The sequence below is a fragment of the Pseudomonas sp. GM41(2012) genome (assembly GCF_000282315.2).
Taxonomy (GTDB): domain Bacteria; phylum Pseudomonadota; class Gammaproteobacteria; order Pseudomonadales; family Pseudomonadaceae; genus Aquipseudomonas.
This window is the reverse complement of record NZ_AKJN02000006.1, coordinates 2165101-2187769: the sequence shown is the minus strand read 5'-3', so window position 1 is coordinate 2187769 and position 22669 is coordinate 2165101. Positions and strand designations below refer to the sequence as shown.

Below are 22669 nucleotides of genomic sequence, written 5' to 3'. Positions count from 1 at the left end.
CCTTTATGAGTAACACGTCAAAAATTTTCGCGTTGTCGGCGCAGTAATCGTAGCCCCATTTGCCCGTGCGTATTCGGGGGCGTTTTAAAAAGGAGACGATGCAGTAGTTTGCTGAGTTTGTATTAAGTCAGGCGTCAATAATAAATACAATAATATTAGGCGGACAATGAAATGAAGCGATTTGCTTATGCGGCAATTCCCGTAATTTTTTTGCTGGCGAGTGCTGTTAGTGCTAAGGGGGTCGATGAACTACCCACGGACCAACAGGCGCTTTATCAACGAGTTGATCCTCAACTTCCTTTGGGGCCCAGTGCATTTCGAGATTTTGTCGCGAAAAAACAGCCACCTTGGAAGATCGGCTATGCTTCGACATATGCGGGTAACACGTGGCGAGCCTCCATTCAGGATGAGATGACTAATGTTATTCTGCCTGCCTATCAAAAAGCAGGGCTTATATCGGATCTGGTCGTCACTCAGTCCGACTTGAAAGACGCAGTCCAAATCCAACAAATGCGCCAAATGGTTGATAGCGGTGTTGATGCAATCATCATCTGCTGCTCAAATGTTACGGCCATCAATCAGACGATCGAATATGCCCATTCGAAAGGCGTCCCGGTATTTTCTTTCTCGGGTTATGTCACATCGCCTTATGCCATCAACGTTACCGAAAATAACACCCAAGGCGGTTACGCTGCGGGCAAATGGTTGGCCGAGAAAATCGGCGGTAAGGGTAACGTACTGTTGGTGTCGGGTATCCCGGGTTTTGCATCCTCAGACAGCTTTGATGCAGGCGCGAAGGGCGTATTGGCTGAATTCCCCGATATCAAACTTGTAGGCAATGTCGCAGGTAATTGGACCGATCAGGTGGCTCAGGTCGAGGTGCAAAAATTCCTGGCCACAAACCCCGGCAAGGTGGATGGCATTATCGTGCAGTCAGCCTCGGAAAATGGTGTTTTGAATGCCGTGCGGCAGTCGGGTCGCGATCTGATGCCGGTCGTGCTTGGTGGCGAGGCATCAGCGGCCTGTTTTTGGCGCAATAATCCGGGATTCATTGAGCAAAGCTTTCATTTCTGGCCTCCTCGCGCCGAAGCTCGCATGGTCTGGGACGTAATGATGCGCACCTTAGAGGGGCAGGGTCCCAAGGTTCAATCTATTCCGCGCCCGGTTATCACTTACAGCATTGATGAAGTGAACGCCACCCTTGGGGAGAACTGTGATCCCAACTCTACGGCTTGGTTAGAGCCGGCGAATGATGGATGGTGGCCAAAGGAAGTGGCAGCAGGTTACTTCCTGCGCCCTGAAGATCCGCTCACTTGGCGTCCCAAGCCTTAATTCAAAAGCCAATTCGCTTAACGCTCAACTAGCCAGCCTGGAAGAAGGGACCTGCTATGAGTTCTGAACAGATTGTCGGTATTACCACTGTGCGTCTAAAGGGTGTTGCCAAGTCCTTCGGAGAAACACGAGCACTCAGAGGAGTGGATCTGGAGGCTCGTGCCGGTGAAGTACATGCCATAGTGGGTGAGAATGGATCAGGAAAAAGCACGCTGGCAAAAATCATGTCCGGTGTACTTTTACCGGACCTGGGGGAGGTCTCCATTCTGGGGCGAAGCCCTCGTTCACCGATTGAGGCACGTGACGCGGGCCTGGCGACGATTTTTCAGGAGGTGCTCGTCGCTCAGGAGGCAAGCGTTCTTGACAACCTTTATGTCGGTCACGACAAGCTTTTTCGAACAGTCTCTACTCGAGCAGAACGTGAAAGCGCAGCGGCTGAATTGATGGCGCGTTTAGTCGGTCAACCAGTGGACATAAATGCATTGGTTGGCACGTTGCCTCTAAGTGTGAAGCAGTGGATTGTTATTGCTCGCGCTATTTTGCGTTGTCCCAAGGTTTTGATTCTTGATGAATCGTCCGCGGCGCTGGATCTTGATGCAACTTCCCGGTTGCACACGGAAATAGATCGTTTGCGGTCTGACGGCGCAACGATTTTGATCGTGACGCATCGAATCGCTGAACTTGTACGCATTGCTGATCGTGCAACGATTTTGCGCGACGGCGAAAGCGTCGGCGTTCTTGAGAAGTCGCAAATCACTGAAGAGAATCTGCTGGCGATGATGACGCCGCACGAGCGCAAAGTGATTTCGGCATGCCACGTGGCTGGTACTGCGCGGAGGATCGAGGGGGGGCGAATCATGTCGGTCAATGATCTGAAGTTATCGGCGGGTGCCGAACCTTTTAACTTTTCACTGCTGCAAGGACAGATTATCGGTGTGACCGGTCTGGACGGGCAGGGGCAAGATGCGTTCTTGCGTGCAGTCGCCGGAATCGAAGTGGCTAACAGCGGTGTACTTGAGGTTCACGCTGAGGACGGTACCTCCCGACTGTCTAGCCTCGCGGACGCCGAGCGGTTGGGTGTGGCCTATGTATCAGGCGATCGAAAACGCGAAGGAATTTTCCCCGATCAAAGCATCTTCGAGAACTTGGCTATCGGAATATACCGCAGTTGCCTTGGCCCGCTTGGAGTCATTCGACGGTCTGGTATCAACGAGATCTACCAGGCGGAGGTGAATCGTCTGCACATCAAGATTGGCCTGGCGTCGAATAAAATCACGTCGCTGTCAGGAGGTAATCAACAGAAAGTGTTGATTGGTCGTGCGTTTGCGCGCAACCCGAGGGTGATCGTGTTGAACGATCCCGCCCGCGGCGTCGATTTAGGTACGAAACGTGACCTCTATGCAGAGTTACGACGCTTCGCCGATGCGGGAGGCGCCGTCATTTACATGTCTTCTGAAATGGAGGAGTTCCTGGGGTTCGTAGACCGGGTTGACGTGTTTGTAAAAAACACGGTGTTCCGATCCCTAAGTGACAACTCTATAAATGAGGATGAAATGTTGGCCGCGATGTTTGGGCAGGAATCCTGCGAGCATCAGCCATCTGGCCGTCGGGAGGGCGTAGGCGCATGAGTCCTTCACAACGATTGCTGGTGCAGTATCGCTACCTGGCGGTGCCTTGCGCACTGTTTTTTGCCTTGGCGGTGCTGGCGTTGTTTCGAACGCCCAACTTATTTTCGTTCAGTGGTCTGGCGGGTGCGGTACTGGTGGCGACCCCTCTGATCCTTTGCACCCTGGCGCTTACTCCAACAGTCATGGCGGGACGAGGAACCGTAGACCTGTCAGTGGGCCCGTTAATGGGATTCATCAACGTGACGTTGATAGCCTGGCTCACAAAGAACGGAGTCACTCATCCCATAGCAATTTTTGGCTGGGCCATGTTGATAGGGGTCTTATGGCAAATAGGACAAGCCTTGATCATTATCCATGTCCGCGTCGCACCAATCATCGTTACGTTGTCCAGCTACCTCATATTGACAGGCGTCAATCTACTGATCATGCAACGGGCTGGCGGTTTGGCGCCTGATTGGATGATGAGTTGGGGGGCCGGTATCAGTCTTCTGTCACCGGTGAGTTTTGTGCTGTTAGGGGCTATTGCTCTGTGGTTCCTGTTCTGGAGATCGGCCTTTCACACCCATCTACGCTTGACTGGGGCCGATGAAAGAATGGCCTATACCGCGGGAGTCAAGATTGAGACCGTACGTATTGGTGCTCATATCTTGAGTGGCGTTTTTGTAGGGTTGGCGGCAGTGAGTTACACCGCGTTAATTTCTTCTGGAGATCCGACCCAGGGCAGCACCTACACGCTTCAGGCGGTGACGGCTTTGGTTCTTGGGGGCGCAAGTTTGGCGGGAGGACGTGGTGGGGCGATAGGGTCGATCCTTGGCGCTTTGAATATGTTCCTGATTGCCAACCTACTGGCGACATTCAACTTTGGGACTATTTCGGGGTCAGCGACCAAGTTCGCATTCGGGCTGATCCTGATTATTTCCCTCTTGGTAAATGTACTGGCGGTCAGCCGGGTGCCAGCCCGATAGGAGTCTCATATGACTGTGTTCCGACTTTTTCCGCAGTTGAAGCAAGCCCCCGCGAGCCGATTGCACGATAGCCTGCGCGAGAATCGAGCCATCGCCATCGGTGCTGCGCTGTTGATTATGCTTGTCGTGTGCGGTGCATTGACCGTAAGTGGATTTCTTTCCTTGCAAAACGCCAGATCGATTCTGTTGCTTGCTGCGTTCCTGGGCTTGGCGTCGATCGGGCAGACAATGGTTTCGCTGTTGGGTGGACTGGATCTCTCTATTCCATTTGTGATCGGCGCCGCCAATATTCTTTTGCCTAGACTGCTTAATAACGGATTACCACCCGCCGCGGCGATCATCATAATTCTGGCACTGGGGCTGGTGGTTGGTTGCATCAACGGCTTGCTTAGCTATCGATTACAAGGCCAGGCGTTGATCATGTCATTAGGGCTGGGCTTCGCGGTAGTTGGGGCAACCGAGATCTATACAGCGCTGGGCTCTGCATTCGGAGGCAATAGTTTCGCGCCGGTTCCGGCATGGCTCACTAACTTCTCGGCTTTTAATGGAACGTTTTTCGGCCTGCCAATCCCGCCCGTTGTGATTGTCTGGTTAGTGATTAGCGTTGGCATCATCTGGGTGATGAAAAATACCTGGTTTGGCAGGAGTATCTACGCCCTCGGTGGGAGTCGGACTGCGGCATCGCGCCTGCAGATATCGGAAATACGCACCTGGACTGCGGTGCATGGTATCTCCGGTGTGATGTCAGCACTGACGGGTGTGCTGCTGCTGGGATTTTCCGGGGGCGGTTATGTCGGTGTGGGAGATCCTTACCTGTTCAGTACCGTTGCCGCAGTGGTCATCGGCGGTACGTCTCTTCTGGGGGGAGCGGGAGGATACGGTGCCACCGTTTTGGGCGTACTGGTACTGACCGTTCTGAGTTCATTGCTGGTTGGCATGGGGATGACTTATGCCGGCCAGCAGGCAGTGATCGGATTGCTGATCGTACCCATGGTTGCGGTCTATGCACGTCTTCCTCATATCCGTAATCAAATCTGATAAGTAGCAGTGACAGGAGCGGAGCGGTGCCTCTTAACAGAATGGAATGCACTGCAACCCGGGCAGATAATGTGCAACTCATAAGGCAGGGGGCCTGATGAGTTGCACTTTAAAGCCTGTTAGTTCGCAGGAGGGCAGGAGTGGTTAGTTGATCGGCATGCGTTAATCACCTGCCAAAATCAGTTCACGCCTTGCCCCTCTCGCCTCGAGTTCCACTTCACCACCCGAAATCGGTGGACGTGCTCTGTATACGACCACCCCCCGACTCAGTGTTTCGCCCAATTCTCCAAGCAACGTGCTCCCCCAGAGATTGGGAATCTCATGCACATGAAAAATCGCTATCTGGTTGGCATCTCTCCAGGACAGGCCCAGTCTGGAGAGGCTCGCGCTGATCACGTCAATGGTATACCTGGCACGTTGATGCATGGCCGTCGGGCCAGTGTCGCCTTCGGCGATGACGTTGCCATCCGGCGTAATATCCGCTGTGCCGGACAGGCAAAACCCTCCCTCTTTCGACGTCGTAGGCGCTGTGTAGCTGAAGGCGCACATAGATGCTGTCTGCGGGGGGTGATCCGCGAGCGCGATGTTCGAGCGGCACACTCCACTGAGGTCTCCATGCAACAATCCCCAGCGACGCAATTGCGCCAGGTATGGAGTATTGAAGTCAGACCAGTCTTGCGAGGTCAATTGCGCCGGCACGCGCATCTCGATGCCACAGAAGGCCTGGACAGGTCGCCCGACTTTGCTCAGAAAAGCTTCGATGAATGGATAGGCTTGATCCAGTGGCAGCCATGTCTGCAACTGTACCCGGATCACCTCGAAACCCTCATGGGGCACGATGCCGGTGCAATACGCCACACCGCCAGGCAGGACTTTGTAGTTACCCGCCGCGTTGTCGAGCAGGAGCACCGCGTCTGGGCCTTGGGAAGAACAAAAGTCTTGGGTCATTGCTGGATTCCTGCAAAGTGTGAACAGTTAAATCGCGGGAGTTGCGCCAGGCCGGTATCTTCCCGACCGGATCCTTGGATGAAGTGTAAGTGCTGCATAAAAAGAAAATAACGGAGCTGTAACGCATAACTGTCGTGCAAAATATGCACGATTTAGGCGCGTTACTGGTTGGGATGTCGAGTGTGTAACATCGAGCGTCGTCTACCGGCGCTGAGGCTGGAATCTGCTCTGGGCCGACAAGATTTTCAACTCAGTAATCACAGGTGGGATTCATCGATAAAATTTATGGTCAGGTAAAAAAATCTCAGCTTTTTAATCATTTTTTCAATACGTAAAATGCGTGGTAGATAGCGCCGAAAATGATTAATTACCTGAGTTTGTAAAAGTCGACGGGTGTCTGGGCATGTTGGAGTCAACATCCGCCGGAGTCGTGATCGTCCTGCCACTAAATTAGTCAGTGTCACTCGCCAGAGGAGCGATCATGTCTAGAGTTTCCCATCAAGCGCTGAGGGGCGAATTTCGTAAGCTGCTTGCATCGTCTGCCTGTTACCACACGGCATCTGTGTTCGACCCTATGTCCGCAAGAATTGCTGCGGACCTGGGGTTTGAAGTCGGCATTCTCGGCGGATCAGTCGCTTCACTGCAGGTATTGGCTGCGCCCGACTTCGCCCTTATTACGCTGAGTGAATTTGCAGAGCAGGCGACGCGGATTGGACGAGTCGCACAACTACCGATTATTGCCGATGCGGATCATGGTTATGGCAATGCACTGAATGTCATGCGTACAGTCGCTGAGCTGGAGCGTTCTGGAGTCGCTGCACTGACTATCGAAGATACGCTCTTGCCGGCGCAGTTTGGCCGTAAATCGACAGATCTCATCTCCATTGAGGAGGGCGCCGGAAAAATCAAAGCGGCCGTTGAATCTCGAGTTGATTCGCAGCTCGCTATCATTGCCCGCACCAACGCAAGCTCGTTATCCGTCGCACAAGTGGCGAGCCGCATTCAGGCCTACACAGCTGCCGGTGCCGATGCCATTTGCCTCGTAGGTGTGAAGGATTTTGAGCATTTGGAGCAGATTGCCGAAGGCATGACGCTTCCTCTGATGCTGGTGACTTATGGAAATCCTCAACTTTGCGACAGCGAACGCCTAGGTTCGCTGGGTGTACGGATTGTTGTTGCCGGCCATGCCGCCTATTTCGCTTCGATCAAAGCGACTTATGACTGTTTGCGCGAACAGCGCAATGTCACTCGTAGCACATCTGACCTGAGCGCTACAGAATTGACCCACACCTATACGCGACCAGAGCGTTTCCAGGTGTGGGCCAAAGCGTTCATGAATGTTGATGAGTAGTGGATTACTTTTGACTGTCACGCCTGCCAGTAAAAAAACGCAAGTTAGGCCGTGGCGGTGTTTACTGATTTTTGTGGACCTGTTCGGTAATCAATTGAGCAAGCACCTTCACCGGTTCCGTCAGGCTTCTGCGTGCGCGGTGCACGAGGCCTATATCTCGGTGGAAGGTGCGTTGTTTCAAGTCTATAGCGCGTACTTGTGCAGGCCATCCTTGATGTGTCGCTGTTTCAGGGACCAATGCTACACCGACCCCATTGGCAACCAATTTGATGATCGCGTCCAGCTCATCGAGCTCGCACACCTCTCGTAAAGACACATGCGTTTGTCGCAAGAATCTATCGACCTGCCGACCACCAAAAGAAGATCGGTCATAGCGAATGAAAGGCTGGCTGGAAACCAGTTCGGACCAGTCATCGCCCGGCATGTCGACCGGGACAATCAGGCGGTAGGGTTCACGTGCCAATGTGGTCCAGCGCAAATCGCTTTGAAGTGAGAACGGAGGGCGGATGATTGCAGCCATATCGATCTCGCCAGAATCAACCTGGTTGACCAATTCCATGGACAGGCCAGGAATGACGCGAGTTCGGCACTGAGGACATTGCTGATGAAAATGAGCGAGGGCGTCAGGCAAAAAAGAGCGCTGCACGGAGGCAATGGCACCGACAGTGACCAAAATGCTGGCGGGGAGACCTACCGTCGTAGTGCCTAGATTACTGAACTGACGGACCAGTTCCTGCCCCTGCAGTAAAACCTGATGCCCCATTCGGTTCAGATGAGCCGAGCGTCCTTTGCGATCGAACAGCTCGATCCCTAGCTCTGCCTCGAGGCGTTGCATTTGTGCGCTGACTGCCGCTTGTGTAAGTCCTATTTTGCTACCGGCAGCAGCAAAAGTGCCTTCTCTCGCCACGGCGATGAATGTTTTCAGTTCTTTAATCATCGGCAAATATTAATTGTGTTTTTGGTTGAAATACATTTATTTTTTTTGCGCTTTGGTGGTGCGTCAGGACAATGGGGGCCAAGTTCCCATTGCAACGCCTGGAGGGTTGCGATGCGTTTCGGAAGGTAACTCTCCAAATTGGGTTTTGTAATACTGAGAGAACATTCCGAAGTGCCAAAACCCCCATCGCATGGCCGCTTCGGATACCGAGGGCGCGCCATTGATGATGTCTTTTCTGGCTTCATGGAGGCGGATCTGGCGAATGTAGGTGCAAGGATTTACCCCGACCACTTGCATAAAAGCGCTGTGGAGTCCGCGCCTGCTCATGTGCAAGTGTTCACACAGATCCTCTACCGTCGGGCTGCCTGTCTGATGACTCAAAATAAACAACCGCGCCCTGTCCACCATCGCTCGATGAACTCGATGATCCCTGGGTAAGTGTGTTGTGTTTATCGACAGACTCCCCATCGCTTGAAGCGCTGCTACGGCCACATCCTCGGAAAGCTGTAGTCGTGCGGACTCACTGTCCATCGATTCCGGGTGCTGGACTGCTGAGCCGAGTGCCGACAGCAGAAGGGATTTATATCGAGATATCCCTTGAGCATCCCCCTTGAGCATGCACGCTCCGTTGATCAGGCGGGTTGTGCCAACCCCGTAGAGGCCTTGAGAAAGCGTTTCGAGAAACGAGGCGTCGATGGTCGCAGCGAGAATGTCCGATTCAGCGGTTGCACGAAAGCGCGCTTCCTCACCCTGGCGCATGATGAATAACGAATCAGCCTGCATCTCTCGATTCTGCCAGGAGCACGTGCCTTGATGCAGGGTGACTCCAATCATCAGAATATCGGTGTCGGCAACCGATCGTTGGTCAATGGCCTGATTGATCCATTCGCGGAATACCTGGACTCGTCCGAGAGAGGCACGTGCGACACCTCCCTCGAAGTTGCCACATGAAAGCTGGGTGTAATCTTGCACCCAGTCAGGAAGAATTCTCGATTGTAGAAACGGATCATTTGACCTTACGCACGCCACTCTCGCGGGGATCGAAGACGAATGGGTCGTATTTGGACTTTGCTGCATTTTGCAATCTCCGAGGACTGCTTGTAATGCAGCAATCTTCGTTCCAACCTCGAGTCATTTAACGCATTTAAAGCATAGACACCGCTCATGGGTGCGTCATTTTAGTGCACTTTGAAAAAAGAGACGCACGACGCATCAAAACGCGCCGATATTTGATAGCGAACCCTTCGCCCCAGGCGTAAGAATGAACGCGATGCAATTAGTCTAAGTGGATGACAGGCAAAAAACTAAAGTTTCAGGTGGTCAACAGTGCCTGACTCTAATGCCTCATCGCTATAGAGATATATGCAGACTTACTGAAGTGGCGATTTGATAAGTTTAAAGAGCGTCGAACCCGTTTGCTCGCTCCACGAAATCCAACTCGCCGCCAGGGCAGGGAGGTCTGGAATATTCAGTGATCTATTTGTATGGAAAACGATATCCATAGGGGCGAATATGCACACTACAGAACCTGAAATTATTAATAATAAACCGGGGCTGTCCGGATCCTTGGGTGTGACTTCGATAGTGCTGATGGTAGTCGCAACGGCCGCACCTCTGACGGTCATGGTGGCCAATACCCCGTTAATTATTTCGATGGGTAACGGGGCGGCGGCGCCGTTTGATGCAATGGTTGCAACGGTGATCATGTTTCTCTTCAGTGTGGGATTTATCTACATGTCGAGGTATATCACCAATGCAGGGGCGTTCTACTCATATATCCAGAAAGGGCTGGGTCGATCCATAGGGCTGGGTTCGGCGACGATGGCAGTGATTTCATATTTTATGATACTGGTCGCGCTGGAGGCTTATATAGGCTATGCACTGTCTCAGCTGTTGCTGACGACCTTGGGTATTAGTATTTCGTGGTGGCTGCTTGCACTAGTGATTACGGCTATTGTGGGTGTTTTGGGTTATCAGAAAATTGAATTGAGCAGTAAGTTTTTGGGCGTAGCGCTGGTGCTTGAGATAGTGATTGTGCTGGTGGTAGACGCGGCGATTATAGGCAGTGGTAGTGTTGGCTCGGATGCCCTGGAACCTTTTTCATCAGCGACCATTCTTTCAGGTTCACCAGGCTTGGGCATCATGTTTGCAATTTATTGTTTTACCGGTTTTGAATCGACGGTGGTCTACAGGGAGGAAGCGAAAAACCCCAATGTGACGATCCCTAAGGCAACCTACATTGCGGTGTTCCTGATTGGTGTGTTTTACGCAGTATCCATGTGGTGCCAAGTGAACGGTATTGGGCTATCACAGGTCGTGCAGCAAGCCTCTGAGCATCCTGGTGATATGTATTTGACTATGGTGGAAAGATATACCAATAAAGCTTTTGTTGATGTCATGCAGGTGTTGTTGGTGACCAGTTTATTTGCCTGTGTGCTCTCTCTGCATAATATCGTAGTTCGTTACCAATACGTGTTGGGGCGCTTTGGGGTTTTGCATTCGAAGCTTGGCAGTGTTCATGAGAAACATGGTTCGCCTTTTGTCTCCTCGGTATTGCAAACAACACTGTCCTTGCTGGCTGTCGCTGTTTGCGCAATGATCGGAATGGATCCGGTCACACAGATTTACGCCTGGGGTGCAACAGCGGGAACACTCGGGTATATGGTGATTCTCTCCCTGACTTGCGTTTCTGTACTGGTATTTTTTAGAAGGAGCGTTGAGTTTCACCCCGTCTTGAATACTGTCGTAGCACCCATAGGTGGTCTTATCGGATTGGTCGCTTGTTTAATCGTTGCAGTTCAGAATTTGCCCGCTTTAATTGGGGGCGATAATGCAGCCGTTGCGGCATCAATCATGGAAGTGATTGTCATGGTTTCCTTTGTGGTCGGGTGTATCGCAGCGTTGCTGATGAAAGTCATGAGTCCTGCACGGTTCGCTTTATTAAAACAAGTAGGCTGAAAATTTTTATGCCTGTCGTTAAAGTCTGAAGAAGGTAAAACAACCATGAGCAAAAATATTAAAGCGGTCGCAACAAGTGAATACAACGCGGTCATTGCTGTTGCCGAGAAATATGTCGATGGCTTGCGTATTGGCAGTCCTCAACGCCTGGAAGAGGCGTTTCATCAACAAGCGGTGATGTATGGCTTCACCAATGGCAAGCTTTTGGGCGGTTCGATCAGCAACTTGTACGAATTCGTTCGCGATAACGGTAAGGCGCCGGACATCACGACTCGACTGGACGTTCTCGCCATCACGCCAACCACCGCAGTAGTGCGCGTGGACATGGAACAGGACGCCATTGGCGCTGACTATAACGATTACCTGACGTTGATCCGCATTGATGGTGCCTGGAAGGTGATCGCCAAGGTGTATCACCAGTTTCAGGACTGATTGACACCCTGCTTGCACGCTGCCCGCTTTTCGAAGTGGCGGGCAGCCTTCGCCGCACTAACATGCACCCATGTGAAAGTTCGAACAAACGACTGCGTCCCTAGGCACCAGACGATTGATCGATTTTTTGATAGCATGCGGCGCATTATGAAGAAACCCCTCCACGACATGCGTCAGCACATCATTGATGTCGCCAGAGCGCTTATGACCCATAAGGGCTACACGGCTGTCGGCCTGACCGAAATCCTCGCTACGGCTGGCGTGCCCAAAGGCTCTTTCTATCACTATTTCCGTTCCAAGGACGAGTTTGGCCAGGCCCTGCTTGATGAGTACTTTCAGGAGTACATCGGGCGGGTCGATTTGCTGTTGGCCGGGGAGGGTACAGGGGCTGAGCGACTGCTGAGCTATCTGCGATATTGGGCTGAGACACAGGCATTCGATCACACTGACCAGAAATGCCTGGTGGTCAAATTAGGTGCTGAGGTTTGTGATCTGTCCGAAAACATGCGCACCGTTCTCGAAAAAGGCACCGCGCTGATCATTCAGCGGATTACACGTTGTGTTGAGCAGGGGAAGGCGGACGGGTCCATCACGGCAACTGCTGACGCACCCACGCTGGCAGAAGGGCTTTACCAGATGTGGTTAGGGGCCTCTTTGCTCGTCAAGGTCGGCAGAACCCATCAACCTTTTGAAGGCGCGCTTGAGATGAGTCGACGTCTTCTGTCTTAGCCCTGAGTTAAACGCCCCGGCAACCGCATGGTTGTTCGGGGCATTTTGCTTACGCAGTCTCGTTCAGATAGCGCTGAAGGCTTTCGTGGCCACCGACGATGAGCGACTGAATAACAGCAGTCTGCTCGCCCTGTGGATCGGGATCGCGGGTATCAAAACTTGCCGACCACAGGACGACAGTCTTGTTTTCTCCTGTCAGTGGCAGCAGCTTCACAATGGCCACATAGTTGTCCACCGGCAGCGGCGCCTCTTCGAAGCGGTAGGAGAAGAGCAGGTTGGTTTCGTCAACCGCCAGCAGCTTCTCGCGCAGAACCGCTCCGTCTTGCAAAGTCAGACGGCGAATACAGCCAACCAGTCCGTCAGGTTGGCCATCCTCGATAATGCTTTCAGGAATAGCAGGGTGCCACTTGCTGATCTGGCCGAATTGCTTCAGCACATCCCAGACACGACTGGCTTCGCCGTCAATGAGGGCGCAATACTCAATTTTTGCCATGGTTTAAAACCTCTGTCTGTCGTTATGTTGCAAATGTGAATTCGTTATGGCTTGCCGATCTGGACCAGGCGGTCGGACGGCACCACATGAACGCCAGAGGCAGGATCAATGGCCGCCTCCAGCAATGCATGAGCGATGGCAGAAGGCGGATTGAGCCGCCAACGTGCAGGTAAGAGTGCAGCTGCCGCCTTGAGGAAGAACACCAGCACGCGTTCTCCATTACGAATTTCCTCACGCTTTCCACCAATGACCCCTGGCCGCACATACGTCAGCGATTCAAAGCCCAAGTCCGCCAGTTCTTTTTCCAGATGGCCTTTGACCTGGTTGTAAAAGAAAGGGGATTGGGCATTTGCGCCGATGGCTGAATTGAGCACATAAGTGGGCGTGCCATGCGCTCGTGCCAGTTGGGCAACGGCCAGCGGATAATCATGGTCGACTTGCTTGAATGCCGCTTTGGACCCCGCCGTTTTGAGGGTCGTGCCCAGCGTGCAGATCACCGCATCGACATGCAACCAAGGGGCCTGCTGGTCGAGGCGGTCGAAATCTATGTCAGGAGCGATGAGCTTCGGGTCTTGAGGTAACGCACGACGTGTCGGAGCGTATACGACGCTGACGCGTGGATCCGACAGTGCCAGTTCCAGAACATGGCGTCCGACGAATCCGCTCGCACCGATGAGCAGCAATTTCACTGTTGGCTCCAATCGCGAGTGAGTCGCTGAATCGCCTCACCGACCGGTGTATCGCCCTGGGTCAGTTCGATGATGATTCGGTTCACGGCGGGCCTTTCGATAATCTGTAGCAAGGCCGCCGCTACATCGTCGCGGGGCACATCGCCATAGGGGATTGCGAGGCCTGCACGGACTCTGCCGGTGCCGGGGGAATCCCGTAGCGTGCCAGGACGCAGGATGACCCAGTCAAGATCAGTCTCGGCCAGATGGATATCCGCTAGCTTCTTGACCTTCATGTAGTTTTCGAAGGTCTCGGAGACGGTTTCGCCGCGTGAGGCTTCCGGAAAGGCCGATACCAGAATGAAGCGCTTGATGTTCGCAAGTGCAGCCGCCGCCACAGCCATTTCAAGTCCGCGGCCATCAATGGCGTTGGTCATTTGCGATCCGCCCTTGCCGCCAGCACCGGCCGCGAATACCACGATGTCGCTGCCGGTCATGAGTCCAGCCAGCCCCTTCGCATCGAGTTCAAGCAAACTGCCGGCTATCGGTGTGGCGCCCAGTGCTTTCAGCTCCTCGGCTTGTTCCGAATGACGGTAAAGCGAGCGAGGTTCGTGACCGCGTGCCACCAGCTGCTGAGCAAGGCGTCGGGCGACTTTGCCCGCACCACCGACGATAAAAACTGTGTTCATGGTTCCTCCTGATCGAGCGACGCTGCACAGACCGGCCCGCTACGGCGGGCCGATACAGACTGATCAGCCTTCGAACTGGTGGTAGACCTTGGCGATGACTTTCCAGCTACCGTCGATTTTGATCAGCGTCAGGTAGTCGTTGTAGTCGGCGCCGATGGCATCATTTTCCATGTCCACGCGCACTACCGCAGTCGTAGGCGTGATGGCCAGGACGTCGAGGCGAGTGGTGATGTCCGGTGCCTTGCCGTTGCTACGAACGAAGTCGAACAGGTTGGTGATCGAGCCGCCTAAAAGCTTGCCGTTGGTGAAGCCGTACATGACCGCGTCCTTGTGAAAGGCTTCAGCCAAACCGTCAGCACTGCCTACTTTGAGGCTGTCAGCATACTGCTGGGCAACGGCGATAACGGCGTTGTATTCCTGGGTGGGTACCGCTTTGATGTTCTTGCTCATCGAAAAAATCCTTCTTGGACTGGGCGCCAACGGCGCCCGGTTGGCTTGCGGTCAGGGTTAAGGGGCAACGTGGGTGTGGTAGATCTTGCTCACCACGGTCCACTTGCCTTCAACTTTCAGCAGGTTGAAGAAATCGGTGAAGCAGAAGCCGGAAATATCGTTGGTGTCGATACGAGCACTGGCGGCAGTGCCGACGATATCGATATTGACAATCACGCCCTGGGCTTCAGGCGATGGACGAAACGCGCTGTCGATGATGTCGAACAAACCCTGGATGGGGCCGCCCGCCAATTTGTTATCGGCATCGACTCCAAAGATGGTCGCTTGCTCGCTGAAGGCCGGTTTCATGATGCTGCTTTTGGCCTGTTTACCACCTTCGTTGTACTGGTTCAGTACCTCAACGATGGCGTTGTATTCCTGCACATAAGTAGGCTTGGTCATGGTGTTTCTCCTGATTTAAGGGGGGAATGACAAGGCTCGGTCCACGCCGAAACCTGAATTGAGTGGGCCGGTTTCCACCGTTCATTCATGCTTCAACTCTTTCTCGATGGATTGGTTGGCGGCCTTGCGTGCGCAATGAGCAATGCTCAGCAATGCCAGCACCGCTGCCGCCAACCCCATGCCAGTCAACACGCGGGTTGCATTGCCGGCAGTGGCTTCGCCACTGAGGATGTCGCTGACACTGGAAACCAGTGACCCCAGATAAACGTACAAAAAAGTGCCTGGCAGCAGCCCGAGCCAGGACGCCAGTAGAAAATCCCGAGCACTGATACGGCTTGCGCCGAGGGCGTAACTCAGAGGGGCGAAGGGCACGATGGAAGCCAGGCGCAGAAGCAAGACAATTCGAAAGCCATTTCGGGCGAGCGCTCTGTCAATCGCGGCTTGCCGAGGGCGAGTTGCCAGTCGTCTCAGTACAAATGGGCGCAAAAAAGTGCGCCCCATGACGAATGCGATCGTTGCCGACGCCATACCGACAGGCGACACAAGCAGAGTTCCCCCTACCGGCCCGTATAAAAAACCGGCAATAGCCGTAAGGGGCGAGGCGGGCACAAAGGCCACTGTTGCCAGCAGGAAGACCAGCGCATACAAGGCGCTGCCTGTTCCGCCCATTGAGCGCAAAGCCTCAACCCATTGGGTGGCTGACTGCATGATCACTTCGATCACACCATCGACTCCGCGCACACCCATCGGTCTACTGTGAATGACATGGCACATTGCAGCATTGGGTGCTCCGACCGCATCCGAACGGCGTTGATAAAAACTATTTGTAGTGAGCGCTATATATTAGGCTGGCTATTCTATAGCGAGCACTACAGATAGTGTCAAGGCGTTTGATCGCTTCGCTGCATTGTTCTTTGACAAAACGCCTGGATGGACGGGAGAGCGGGGCAGTACGCAGGGGACAATAAGCAAATAAATATTATGTATTACAAAGAAATATATTGTTTTTATTGCTGTTTTAAGCCCGTTAGGATCCCTTCAGCAATCAACAACAACTGAAGGGTGGCTTCATGCAATTGCTGGGACATCTGCTGCACGCGGTCAAACCATCACCAACGCTGGCGATCACACGTCAGGCGGCTGAATTGCGCCGCCGAGGTGTTGATGTGATTAGTCTGTCGGCCGGAGAGCCCGACTTTCCGACACCCGACCACATCAATGCAGCGGCAAAGGCTGCGATTGATGCAGGACAAACCCGTTACACCGATGTCGATGGCACCCCCGAGCTCAAGGCGGCGATTGTGCGCAAGTTTCAGCGCGAAAACGGCGTGACCTACGACACCAGTGAAATCAGCGTAGGGACCGGTGGCAAGCAAGTCCTGATCAACGCTTTGCTGGCCACTCTCAATCCGGGAGATGAGGTCATCATTCCCGCACCTTATTGGGTGTCATACCCGGACATGGTCCGCTTGGCGGGGGGGACCCCGGTGGAGGTGAGTTGCCCGGCGGATCAACATTTCAAAATCACGGCAGCTCAGCTCCAGAAGGCCATTACTGCGCGAACCAAGTGGGTGATCCTGAACTCCCCGAGCAATCCAACCGGGGCCGGCTACAGCGTGACTGAACTGAAGGAATTGGGCGCCGTACTTCTCGGCCATCCACAGGTCTATGTGCTGACGGATGACATGTATGAGCACCTCAGTTACGACGGCTGGGTGTTTTCCACCATGGCTTCGCAGGTGCCGGCGTTACGCGATCGGGTTCTGACAGTAAATGGGGTGTCCAAAGCCTACTCGATGACCGGCTGGCGCATCGGTTACGCCGGCGGGCCAAAGGATCTGATAGCGGCCATGGCAACTATCCAATCCCAAACCACCAGCAATCCCTGCGCGATATCCCAAGCCGCCGCGGTTGCCGCTCTGGATGGCCCGATTGACTTCCTGGCCGAACGCAACGAAGTGTTCCGTCAGCGCAGAGATCTATGCCTGGATGCTTTCAACGATACACCTGGCTTGATGTGTCGCCGTCCCGAGGGGGCGTTCTATCTGTTTCCTTCTTGTGCCGGCCTTATCGGGCGCAAGACGCCTGTGGGTGTCGAGCTCACAAATGATGTAGAGGTCAGTCGCTATTTGCTGGAGGCGGCCAGGGTGGCGGTCGTGCCGGGTAGTGCATTTGGTTTGGAGGGGTACTTCCGAATTTCCTTTGCTACCTCCACAGCAGTGCTTGAACACGCTTGTTCGCGGATACGCCAGGCTTGTGACCAGCTCGTCTGATCCGCTTTCCGGATGATACCGAGGCGTAGCGCTGAGGCCGAGAGGTTGCCGCTGTCGAAGGAGCAAGCGCTACGAGTATTCCTTGGTTGAGCGAATTGCAGGTAATGGAAGCATGCCGACGGCCGTTGCCGCGATACCTTCCAGGGTTTGCCGTGAAAGTCCATCGTGCGCCTGCAACGACATGCCTTCCAACAGTGTATTCAACGCGGCGGCAAGGATGAGGGTGTCAACATCAGCCGCCAGTTGTCCATCTTCCACGGCGCGGTCGAGGCGCTGCTGCAGATAATCCCGACCTTCCTGGCGAAGTGCCTTGAGGGCGTTGGTGATCTCTTGAGCGCTCTCTGACACATTGACACCCGCCAATACGACCATACAGCCGCATGGTGCCTCGGGCTCAGTGACGATCGCAGCAGCGGAATGGAAAAAATCGGTGATGGCACGGTACAGGTCCGGCTCGCTATCCATGCGTTCCCAGGTAGCATCCCAGAATCTGGCTTCGTAATAATTGACCGCTTCGAGGAAGAGCTTTGATTTATTGCCAAACGCGGCATAGAGGCTTGGCGGGTTGATGCCCATGGCCGTGCATAATTCCGCCACGGAGGCCGGTTCGTATCCGCGTTTCCAGAACACTTCGAGCGCATTAAACAGGGCTTGCTCGCGATCAAAGGCGCGTGGACGTCCTTTTTTAGGGGGGACGGCCAGCGTGGGTATGGGGTCGGTCATTCGTGCGTTGCCTCGATGATGCAGGGCCAATCAGCTGAAGAAACTGCTCAGTTATGGTCTGTAGAATCGAATGATACACAAAAGGCATGGATACGGGCCTTGCTAGCCCCTTCATAGCAGACAGTCGATTGGGTTTATCACTCTGTGCTACCGAATTACCACAGCACGGGTGACGGCTTGCATGTGCTTTACCTCAGTCGGCAACATTTGCCGCTGGCGGTAACAGCGTTCATTGCAATGGTCATGGATAAGCTGAACGAGAAAGCATTCCCAGCGAGGGTTTTACCTGATCAGAGTTGACTGGGTATTGGGGCTTGTGACCGCCTCGGACTCAGCTTTGGCAGCACGCTTTTAATCTCACCGTTTCATCACAGCAGGCTCACGCCCCCGATCGTTATCCGCATGTTGTTCCAGTACGCACTGAATACCGCTCAAAAGCGGTATCAGACGCTTCGCCATATTATCGGCGACCTGAGTGGGAGCCATTGCACCCTCTTTTCGATGGAACAGTTGATCTTGAAACGCCAGCCTTAGCTTGGACAGGCTATTGCTGACAGCGGGTTGCCCTATGTTCAAAAGCTCCGACGTTCGGGTAACGCTTTTTTCTCGGTAAAGAGTGGCAAATATCACCAGACAATTGAGGTTGAATCGTGAGAGATATCCGGCGTTGAACGAAGAGGTTGCTGTCTCGCTGGAGACTTTATCGACCATCCTATTTCCTTTGCACATGGCGAGAGTCCAGGCTATCCCGGGGCGGTTTGCATCGGATCAAAGGATCCCGACCCGCCCCGGGCGAATCAAATAGTTGCCATGTCGATGACAAAGCGGTACTTCACATCGCTCTTTTGCATGCGCTGGAACGCCAGTTCGATGTCCTTCATTTCGATCATTTCGACATGTGAAGTGATGCCGTGCTCTGCGCAGAAATCGAGCATCTCCTGAGTTTCAGGAATGCCTCCGATCAGCGACCCGGCCAGTTGACGGCGCTGGAAAATCAGATTGGCTACACCAGGCGACGGGTGAGGGCTGTCAGGTACCCCAACCATGGTCATGGTTGCGTCGCGTTTGAGCAGAATCATGAATGCGTCGATATCGTGAGGTGCGGCGACGGTGTTGAGGATGAAGTCAAAACTTTTGGTATGAGTTGCCATTTCTTCAGAATTGCGTGAAACAACGACCTCGTCAGCGCCAAGGTCGCGCGCGTCCTGGATTTTGGAGGGGGAGGTTGTAAATGCCACGACATGGGCGCCCATCGCGCGAGCCAGTTTTATACCCATGTGGCCGAGACCACCGATACCGACGATGCCGATTTTCTTGCCGGGCCCTGCCTTCCAATGGCGAAGTGGAGACCAGGTTGTGATGCCTGCGCAAAGAAGTGGCGCTACCGCCGCCAAGTTCGATTCAGGGTGCGTAATCTTCAGCACGAAGTGTTCGTCAACGGTGATGCCGTCGGCGTAACCGCCGTAAGTATTTTCGCCACTGCCGTCGAGCCAGCCGTTGTATGTCTGCTGCCAGCCACGGGGACCTTCGCAATACTGTTCCAGACCGTCGTCGCAAGATTGGCAATGGCGGCAGCTGCCCACCATGCATCCGACGCCCACGATGTCTCCCACTTGGTGGTTCGAGACTGAAGCGCCGATGGCAGTCACTCGACCGATAATCTCGTGTCCCGGGACAAGCGGGTAGCGCATTCCAGGCCACTCACCGCGCGCGGCGTGCAGATCGGAATGGCAAACGCCACAGTAGAGAATCTCGATCGCCACATCCCTTTCGCCGGTTTGGCGTCGAGGAATGTTGGTCGGGGCCAAGGGAGTTGTGGGCGATTGCGCTGCATAAGCTTTGTATTGCATAGCGAATTCCTGATGCGTCAAAAACGGGTCGGCGCCGCGTTGGGCAGCACCGAACGTGTATTCATGGGATGCGTTGGTACGCCATCCCTGGGAGCAATCAGCGAGAGTAGGTGACTTCCGCGGTCCAGTTTTCTTTTGGCTGGCTGTGCAAAGTCCAGAATGCTTCGGCGACGCCAAGGGCTTCCTCGGACTCCGGTTTAACGAATGCGGCGACAGTCACGGTTGCCACATGGACGCCTTGGGTTTTGGCCGGTTCAAACAGGCCGAGCGCCAGCGATCGGATGCCGGCTTTACCCAGGCTCAGAGAAAGAAAGTCAGGATTTGGAGTGATCCCAAAAAAACCACCGGTCAGCAGCAGGGTCCCGGCGTTGCGACTGTACATCGAGCGCAGGGCAGTCTGAGTGGCTACTAATGCTCCACCAATGTTCACAGCCAGATCGCTGTTGAAGGTGTCGATCGGTTGTTCAGCGACAGTTGCCTGCCGAATGATCGCGGCGTTGTAGTGCAGCACATCCAATGCGCCAAATTGCGATTCGACTTGGGTCACCAGCGCCACTACATCCTGCGCATTGCCGGCATCAACTTGGCGGGTATGTGCCTCATAGCCCTGGGATATCAAGCGTTCGGCAAGTGCGAGCGTCCCATCCATATTTCGAGCACTGAGCACCACGCGATAGCCTTCACGAGCGAAACGTTCGGCTGTCGCAAATCCGATTCCTGGGCCAGTACCGATGCTTAGAAATGTTTTCATGTGAGTCCTTGATAACGGAATGGAGCGTGTAATCAAGGCTAACAGGTGCACAAATAGAGATAATTTATGAAATTCGCATTTGTATAATGCAAAAAATGCAGGAGTTATTGGCATATCAGCCCACACGAGCTAAGGCTTCCCGTCATATCGGCTCCATTGGTCGAGTGTGGATGTGGTCGTTGGAATAGTTACTAGACGACTGGTCTGTTTTTTATTAAGGTGGCGACATTATGAAAAAACGTCATTCTGAAACCCGCCAACACATCCTGGATATCGCCAGGACTTTGATGACCCATAAGGGCTATACCGGCGTCGGCCTGGCCGAAGTGGTGGCTACAGCACAAGTGCCGAAAGGCTCGTTCTACCACTACTTCAAATCCAAGGATGAATTCGGCCAAGCGCTGCTTGAACAGTATTTTGCCGACTACCTCGTCGTAGTCGATTCACTGCTGGCCGGCACCACCCCGGCAGCTGAACGACTGCTTGGTTATTTCCATTACTGGGCGCAAACCCAATGTTCAGATTTACCGACTGACAAATGCCTGGTGGTCAAATTGGGCGCAGAGGTGTGTGACCTTTCCGAAGGTATGCGCCTAGTGCTCGACACAGGGACGCAAGCGGTCCACGTGCGGCTGGAGCGTTGCATCGAGCAGGGTCACGCTGATGGCTCGATCACATCCGCCATTCCTAGCTCGACGCTTGCGCAGTCGCTCTATCAGATTTGGCTCGGTGCCTCTTTGATGATGAAGATTGGCAAACGCAGCAGTGCTTTTGAAAACTCTCTGACAATGGCAAAGCGACTCTTGTCGTAGTCATTTTATTTATCACTTTACTAGACGACTGGTCTATTTTTTTTGAGGTTCAGCATGACAGATAACAGTAACCGTACTGACTTGTTCGCTCCCGTCACCATGGGGGCGATGGAGCTTGCAAACCGCATCGTAATGGCGCCCGTCACTCGCAGCCGCTATGCCGAAGATGGCATTCCCAATGAATTGCACGCCGAGTACTACGCCCAGCGGGCCAGTGCAGGCTTGATCGTGGCTGAAGCAACCAATATTTCCGCTCAGGGACGCGGCTACGCCGCGACACCAGGCATCTGGAGCGATGAACAGGTCGCTGGTTGGAAAAAAGTGACCGACGCAGTGCACGCCGCTGGCGGCAAGATCGTCAGCCAGCTTTGGCATGTGGGCCGGTTTTCCAGCGTGGAGTTGCAGCCAGATGGCGCCGCGCCGGTCGCTCCCTCCGCCATCAAGGCCGAGGGCGATACCTATACCGTGAATGGTTTTGTTCCTGTGTCGATGCCCCGGGCTCTCGAAACCGATGAAATCCCAGGAATCATCGAGCAATACAAGCGTGCCGCCGAAAATGCCAAACGCGCTGGTTTTGATGGCGTAGAGGTTCACTCGGCCAACAGTTATTTACTGGATCAATTCCTGCGTGATTCGACTAATCACCGCACCGATCAATATGGCGGGTCGATCGAGAACCGCGCGCGTCTCACCCTGGAAGTGACAGAAGAGATCGTCAAAATTTGGGGCAATGAACGCGTAGGAATTCGCTTGTCGCCCGTCACGCCCGATGCCGGCAACACGCCTCCAGACAGCAACGTGATGGCGATGTATGGCTACCTCATTCAGCAATTGAACAAATTCGATCTCGCTTACCTGCACTTCGTCGAGGGTGCTACCGCGACTTCGCGTGAGGTGCCGGCGGGTGTGGATATGGACGCGCTGAGCGCGCAGTTCACGGGGCCATTCATTGGCAACAACAACTACGACCTGGAAATGGCGATCGAGCGTCGAGCGCAGGGCACGATCGATGCGGTTGCCTTCGGTCGTCTGTTCATTTCCAACCCCGACCTGGTCGAACGCCTGCGTCGTGGCACCGAGCTCACCATTGCACCGCGTGAGTCGTACTACGGCGGTGGAGCCAAGGGCTACACCGACTGGCCTGTCGGCAATTACTGATTAATAACCAACACCCGCGATACCCCAACCCACTGCCCGACAC

Annotated in this window: 24 protein-coding genes and 1 pseudogene; 12 read left to right on the top strand and 13 right to left on the bottom strand. The window is 54.0% G+C overall.

The features are described from left to right. Positions 1-171 precede the first annotated feature (171 nt). Genes PMI27_RS16080 through PMI27_RS16095 form a run of 4 tightly spaced genes read left to right on the top strand, consistent with a single transcriptional unit; the run spans position 172 to position 4963 of the window. Positions 172-1332, top strand: a complete 1161-nt coding sequence (locus PMI27_RS16080) for an ABC transporter substrate-binding protein (protein ID WP_024164564.1) — start codon at positions 172-174, stop codon at positions 1330-1332. A gap of 56 nt (positions 1333-1388) precedes the next feature. Then, positions 1389-2960: a sugar ABC transporter ATP-binding protein gene (locus tag PMI27_RS16085; RefSeq protein ID WP_008145420.1), complete on the top strand. Its 1572-nt coding sequence runs from the start codon at positions 1389-1391 to the stop codon at positions 2958-2960. Next, positions 2957-3925, top strand: coding sequence for an ABC transporter permease (locus PMI27_RS16090; protein ID WP_008145418.1), 969 nt, complete (start codon positions 2957-2959; stop codon positions 3923-3925). The genes PMI27_RS16085 and PMI27_RS16090 overlap by 4 nt, the downstream gene beginning before the upstream one ends. Before the next feature lie 9 nt (positions 3926-3934). After that, positions 3935-4963: an ABC transporter permease gene (locus PMI27_RS16095; RefSeq protein WP_008145416.1), complete on the top strand. Its 1029-nt coding sequence runs from the start codon at positions 3935-3937 to the stop codon at positions 4961-4963. 162 nt (positions 4964-5125) lie between these two features. On the opposite strand, the gene cnbZ is transcribed toward PMI27_RS16095, so the two are convergent. Next, the gene (gene cnbZ / locus PMI27_RS16100; RefSeq protein ID WP_008145414.1) at positions 5126-5911 is read right to left on the bottom strand and encodes a 2-amino-5-chloromuconate deaminase CnbZ; all 786 of its coding nucleotides are present in this window, start codon (positions 5909-5911) and stop codon (positions 5126-5128) included. 481 nt (positions 5912-6392) lie between these two features. Between cnbZ and PMI27_RS16105 the strand changes: the two genes are divergently transcribed. Next, positions 6393-7262 (top strand): isocitrate lyase/PEP mutase family protein, encoded by an 870-nt coding sequence (locus PMI27_RS16105; RefSeq protein ID WP_008145411.1) that lies wholly within the window; start codon positions 6393-6395, stop codon positions 7260-7262. 61 nt (positions 7263-7323) lie between these two features. Here the strand turns inward: PMI27_RS16105 and PMI27_RS16110 are convergent, their stop codons facing one another. Both PMI27_RS16110 and PMI27_RS16115 read right to left on the bottom strand, forming a co-directional pair. Continuing rightward, positions 7324-8199, bottom strand: a complete 876-nt coding sequence (locus PMI27_RS16110; RefSeq protein WP_008145409.1) for a LysR family transcriptional regulator — start codon at positions 8197-8199, stop codon at positions 7324-7326. Positions 8200-8262: 63 nt separating this feature from the next. Continuing rightward, positions 8263-9276, bottom strand: a complete 1014-nt coding sequence (locus PMI27_RS16115; protein WP_008145407.1) for a helix-turn-helix domain-containing protein — start codon at positions 9274-9276, stop codon at positions 8263-8265. 435 nt (positions 9277-9711) lie between these two features. On the opposite strand from PMI27_RS16115, the gene PMI27_RS16120 reads away from it, so the two are divergent. From PMI27_RS16120 to PMI27_RS16130, 3 genes are all read left to right on the top strand, one after another. Then, entirely contained in the window at positions 9712-11157 is a 1446-nt protein-coding gene (locus PMI27_RS16120; protein ID WP_008145405.1) for an APC family permease, read from the top strand. Positions 11158-11202: 45 nt separating this feature from the next. Then, positions 11203-11589, top strand: coding sequence for a nuclear transport factor 2 family protein (locus PMI27_RS16125; protein WP_008145403.1), 387 nt, complete (start codon positions 11203-11205; stop codon positions 11587-11589). A 147-nt stretch (positions 11590-11736) separates the two neighbouring features. Continuing rightward, a complete protein-coding gene (locus tag PMI27_RS16130) occupies positions 11737-12318 on the top strand; it encodes a TetR/AcrR family transcriptional regulator (protein WP_033053207.1) in 582 nt (193 codons plus the stop codon). Between the two features lie 49 nt (positions 12319-12367). On the opposite strand, the gene PMI27_RS16135 is transcribed toward PMI27_RS16130, so the two are convergent. The 6 genes from PMI27_RS16135 to PMI27_RS16160 all read right to left on the bottom strand — a co-directional run bounded on the left by PMI27_RS16135 (position 12368) and on the right by PMI27_RS16160 (position 15782). Further along, the gene (locus tag PMI27_RS16135) at positions 12368-12811 is read right to left on the bottom strand and encodes an SRPBCC family protein (RefSeq protein WP_008145400.1); all 444 of its coding nucleotides are present in this window, start codon (positions 12809-12811) and stop codon (positions 12368-12370) included. Between the two features lie 44 nt (positions 12812-12855). Continuing rightward, a complete protein-coding gene (locus PMI27_RS16140; RefSeq protein WP_008145398.1) occupies positions 12856-13500 on the bottom strand; it encodes an NAD(P)H-binding protein in 645 nt (214 codons plus the stop codon). Then, entirely contained in the window at positions 13497-14168 is a 672-nt protein-coding gene (locus PMI27_RS16145) for an NAD(P)-binding oxidoreductase (RefSeq protein WP_008145396.1), read from the bottom strand. The genes PMI27_RS16140 and PMI27_RS16145 overlap by 4 nt, the downstream gene beginning before the upstream one ends. A gap of 63 nt (positions 14169-14231) precedes the next feature. Continuing rightward, positions 14232-14618 carry a nuclear transport factor 2 family protein gene (locus PMI27_RS16150; protein ID WP_008145393.1) on the bottom strand — a complete coding sequence of 129 codons (387 nt, stop codon included), beginning with the start codon at positions 14616-14618 and terminating at the stop codon, positions 14232-14234. A gap of 57 nt (positions 14619-14675) precedes the next feature. Next, a complete protein-coding gene (locus PMI27_RS16155) occupies positions 14676-15059 on the bottom strand; it encodes a nuclear transport factor 2 family protein (RefSeq protein WP_008145391.1) in 384 nt (127 codons plus the stop codon). A gap of 81 nt (positions 15060-15140) precedes the next feature. Further along, positions 15141-15782: a TVP38/TMEM64 family protein gene (locus PMI27_RS16160; protein WP_202962618.1), complete on the bottom strand. Its 642-nt coding sequence runs from the start codon at positions 15780-15782 to the stop codon at positions 15141-15143. Positions 15783-16129: 347 nt separating this feature from the next. Between PMI27_RS16160 and PMI27_RS16165 the strand changes: the two genes are divergently transcribed. After that, on the top strand, positions 16130-17332 hold the full coding sequence (locus PMI27_RS16165; protein WP_008145386.1) for a pyridoxal phosphate-dependent aminotransferase: 1203 nt from the start codon (positions 16130-16132) through the stop codon (positions 17330-17332). Positions 17333-17401: 69 nt separating this feature from the next. Here the strand turns inward: PMI27_RS16165 and PMI27_RS16170 are convergent, their stop codons facing one another. Next, positions 17402-18055, bottom strand: coding sequence for a TetR/AcrR family transcriptional regulator (locus PMI27_RS16170; RefSeq protein WP_008145384.1), 654 nt, complete (start codon positions 18053-18055; stop codon positions 17402-17404). Positions 18056-18199: 144 nt separating this feature from the next. Here PMI27_RS16170 and PMI27_RS32480 point away from each other — a divergent pair. Further along, positions 18200-18355 (top strand): annotated as a pseudogene (locus PMI27_RS32480) (LysR family transcriptional regulator); the annotation flags it as partial. A gap of 57 nt (positions 18356-18412) precedes the next feature. Here the strand turns inward: PMI27_RS32480 and PMI27_RS0229390 are convergent. From PMI27_RS0229390 to PMI27_RS16180, 3 genes are all read right to left on the bottom strand, one after another. Continuing rightward, positions 18413-18766 (bottom strand): LysR family transcriptional regulator, encoded by a 354-nt coding sequence (locus PMI27_RS0229390; protein ID WP_008145382.1) that lies wholly within the window; start codon positions 18764-18766, stop codon positions 18413-18415. 86 nt (positions 18767-18852) lie between these two features. Next, on the bottom strand, positions 18853-19905 hold the full coding sequence (locus PMI27_RS16175; protein ID WP_008145381.1) for an NAD(P)-dependent alcohol dehydrogenase: 1053 nt from the start codon (positions 19903-19905) through the stop codon (positions 18853-18855). Positions 19906-20002: 97 nt separating this feature from the next. Beyond that, a complete protein-coding gene (locus PMI27_RS16180) occupies positions 20003-20656 on the bottom strand; it encodes an SDR family oxidoreductase (RefSeq protein ID WP_008145379.1) in 654 nt (217 codons plus the stop codon). 230 nt (positions 20657-20886) lie between these two features. On the opposite strand from PMI27_RS16180, the gene PMI27_RS16185 reads away from it, so the two are divergent. Further along, positions 20887-21468 (top strand): TetR/AcrR family transcriptional regulator, encoded by a 582-nt coding sequence (locus tag PMI27_RS16185; protein ID WP_033053206.1) that lies wholly within the window; start codon positions 20887-20889, stop codon positions 21466-21468. Positions 21469-21522: 54 nt separating this feature from the next. Then, the gene (locus tag PMI27_RS16190) at positions 21523-22626 is read left to right on the top strand and encodes an alkene reductase (RefSeq protein WP_008145376.1); all 1104 of its coding nucleotides are present in this window, start codon (positions 21523-21525) and stop codon (positions 22624-22626) included. Positions 22627-22669: the final 43 nt, after the last annotated feature.